Genomic DNA, 2,111 nt, shown 5'->3' with positions numbered 1-2,111 from the left:
ATCAGGTAGCGTCCCAACGGCAGGCCGGCGCGGACGTAATTGCCTTCGGGCGAGGTCTGCCGCGTCGCGTCGCGGTAGTCGCCACCGCCGATCTGGCGGATCTCGTACGGGAAGCCCCCCGCCAGCGTGGTGCCGTCCGGCCGCACGATGCGTCCGTGCACGCTGCCGGCGGCGCCGAGCACGACGCGCACGGCGACCTGCTGGCCGCTGCTGCTGACCGTGGCCTCGGCGCGGCCGCGCAGCGCCGCTGTGGGGTTGTGCGGATGCAGGGCTTCGACGCGGTAGGTGCCGGCCGCCACCGGGAAGCGCGCCACGCCGTTGCTGTCGGCGCTGACAGGAGCGCCTTCGTTGAGCAGGACCACGGCGCCGCCCGCCGGCGCGCCGCGGGCAAACTCCACCGCGACCTGGATCTGACCGAAAGCCGCCAGCGTGAGGTCGCGCCGCGCCACGCCGTCCGTGGTCACCGTCACCATGGCCTCGGCCATGGCCTGGCTGATGGCGTCGGTCGCGGTAATGCGGTGTTCGCCCAACGGCACGTCGAACAGGCCGTAATCGCCCGACGTGTCGCTGAGCGCTTCGCGTACGCGCGGCGGGGTACCGTCGATGAACAGCACCACGCGGGCGTTGACCACCGGCGTGCCGTCGGCGGAACGCACGGTGCCGGTGACGGAACCGGTCGGTTCCATCGTCACCGGCGCTACGGTCACGCCGCCGGCGACCACGGTACCCTGGCCGCGGCCCCACAGCGGGCTGCCCTGCGGATGCGGCTGGTCGGCGAACACGAAGTAGTTGCGCGGCACGTTCGCGAGCAGGGCGTAGCTACCGTCTTCGGCCGACACGGTCGAGTTGATCGGTGCGGACTGACCTTCGTTGCAGCGGTTGCGGTCGTCGAGGGTACACAGGCGCAGTACCGCGCCGCCGACCGTGGCCTGGTTGTGCCGCTTGACCAGGCCGCGCAAGTCACCGCTGCCGACGAAGACCAAGTCCTGCGTGGTCTGTGTCTGCGTCGGTACGAAATCGCCGGGCGTGGTCGCGGTGCTGGTGCCGGCGTTGGGATGGCGCGCGACCAGGTCGAAAGCGTGGATGGGAACCACGGCGTTGTTGGACGAGCCGTCCAGGCGCGAGCGGAATTCGAACGCACCTTGTGCATCGCTGATGGTGGACCGGGCGCGGGCGAACAACGGGTGCTTGCTGCGGAAGGTGACGGCGGCGCTGGCGATGGGCGTGACGCCGTCGCCGGAGAGCACGCGACCGTCGATCACGCCGGCGGCGAGGTTGGGCAGCGGTCCCAGCGCGGAATGGTCCGGCACGGCGAAGTTAACGATGGCGCGGCGCTCGTCCGTGGTCAGGTCGTCGACCGCCTCGGGCGGCAGTTGGGCCAGACGCAGCGCCGCTTCGCGCGCGTTCTGGCGACCGATCTGGTTCAGCGCGAAATGCATCAGCGAGACGCGCTGGCCCGGCGCCACGGTGAGGCTGTTCCAGCGGTAGCTCAGGCGGCCGACCAGGCCGATCAGCTCGTATTCGGCCTGCGCCACCTGCAAAGCCGCGCCGCTGCCGTCGAACAGATGGGCGCTGGGCGGACTGCTGTTCGCGGCGAACGGATCGTTGTCGCTCTGGTCGTCGATGACGACCCAGCGGTCGCGCAGCAGCGGATCGGAGACCGATAGGATCTGGTCGCCGTCGGAGCTGTCGACCACACGCGGATTGCCGTCGGCACCGTTGTGGTGGGTGCGCACGCGCACATCGACGTTGATCGGACTGGAGCCCAGGTTTTCCAGCGTTTCGATGTAGCGCACGAAATAACCGGCGCGCGGGGCCAGCACGCGGCGAACGACGCGAAGGCCGAAGGCGTGGTTCTCGTCCAACTCGACTTCCTGGCCGTCGCCGCGCAGGCGTCCCAGGCTGCCGTCGCCGTTGGCAAAGGGCACGGCAACGTTGTTGCGGATCAGCTCAAGACGCAGGCCGCCGCTGTCCGGGCCGCTGCCGCCGAACACGTTGTGCAGGCCGCTGAGCAGCCCGCCGTTGCCGCCGACGTCGTAGAGGAAGCCGTTGGCGTCGAAGAACGAGATCGGCAGGTTGACCACGCTGTCGACCAACTGCAGCAGCACGTC

General features: G+C 70.0%; 1 protein-coding gene. It reads right to left on the bottom strand.

Features of this window, described 5'->3' with window-relative positions; genetic code table 11:
* A partial coding sequence (locus tag DFR29_RS28755) for a carboxypeptidase-like regulatory domain-containing protein (protein WP_133822076.1) occupies nucleotides 1-2,111 on the bottom strand: 2,111 nt, incomplete at both ends.

This window comes from Tahibacter aquaticus, assembly GCF_004363655.1.
Taxonomy (GTDB): domain Bacteria; phylum Pseudomonadota; class Gammaproteobacteria; order Xanthomonadales; family Rhodanobacteraceae; genus Tahibacter; species Tahibacter aquaticus.
Note: the sequence above shows the minus strand (reverse complement) of the source record. Positions and strands in the feature narration are given on the sequence as shown.